Origin of the sequence: Corynebacterium sp. HMSC05D03 (assembly GCF_001807205.1) — a bacterium.
GTDB classification, from domain to species: domain Bacteria; phylum Actinomycetota; class Actinomycetes; order Mycobacteriales; family Mycobacteriaceae; genus Corynebacterium; species Corynebacterium aurimucosum.
This window is the reverse complement of record NZ_KV788181.1, coordinates 1-1,214: the sequence shown is the minus strand read 5'-3', so window position 1 is coordinate 1,214 and position 1,214 is coordinate 1. Positions and strand designations below refer to the sequence as shown.

General features: G+C 56.3%; 1 protein-coding gene. It reads right to left on the bottom strand.

The window, feature by feature from the left end; translation table 11 throughout:
- Window positions 1-1,214 (bottom strand): hypothetical protein (locus tag HMPREF3147_RS12870; RefSeq protein WP_168160909.1); only part of this gene is annotated, 1,214 nt, incomplete at both ends.

Genomic DNA, 1,214 nt, shown 5'->3' with positions numbered 1-1,214 from the left:
AAGCCAGACCAACCGGAATCAGGAACAGCAGCGGGATACCAACACCCAAACCAGTGTTAATGCAACGCTGGTTCGGCTTCGAAGACAGGTCAGAGGAACCGGACCCGTCGGAAGAGCCGTTGCCTTCCGGCTCGGTGATCTTGATGTCAATCTCACCGACCTTGTTCTTGTCCTTGTCCTTGACAACAACGGTCGCATCCTGCGGGTCAGTGCCCTTCGGGACGGTCACCGTGATCTCACCGGTGTTCGGGTCAATCTCAACGGTCGCATCCTTAATCGGGTTGCCGTCCTCGCCGATAACCTCACCATTCATACCGTCAGTCGGGTTCTTGACCTTGTCATCCAGCTTCTTGGACTCACCGTCAGCCGGGACCTCATCGATCTTCGAACCCTTATCGATGCTCGGGCCCTCAGATTCCGTACCCGGCTTAGAGTTCTCATCCGCAGGGTTAGTACCCTTCTCGATTTCCTCCTTGTTGGAGGTGCCGTCGCCATCGAAGTCACCGTCCGGATCCAGCAAGGACTTACCGTCCTTACCAACCAAGTCGAAGCCAGCGGTTGCCGAGTTCTTAGAGTCATCCTCGTAGGTGAAGTCAACCTCTACCGACGGACGAACATACGGAGTGAAGATCTCCTTGAACTTCTCCCAGCTGCTATCAATCTCCGGCAGCTTAGAGTCGATCTTCTCGCCGACCTTCTCGTAAGTCGGAGCCGTTGCCGTGACCACACCGGAATCCTTGGCAGTGTCAAAGGTCCAATCCTCAGCGCCCTCAGACGGCTTACCCGTTGCGTCCTTCACAGGAACATCGGTCTTACCCTCAAACGGATCAGACTGCTCAGATGCACCAGCCTCGACGTTCTTACGATCACCGTAGTTCGGAACATTGTTGCCTGCGTCAGTGTCCGGATCAACGATCTTGACATCAATCTCACCGACTGGGTTGCCCTCACCATCAGTGATGACAACCTTGCCATCCTGCGGATCAGTGCCCTCCGGCACCGTCACCTTAACGTTGCCATTCTCATCGATCTCAACCTTAGAGCCCGGGATCTCATTGCCGTCCTTATCGACCAGCTTGCCCGTCTCATCGCCCTTCGGGTTCTCAACCTTGCCAACCGGGTGCTCGCCACCGTCAGCCGGAACCGTGGTGCTCTCACCAGGCGTGACAACCGGGGACTCCGGCTTCTTGTCCGAGTTGTTGTCGTCACGATCC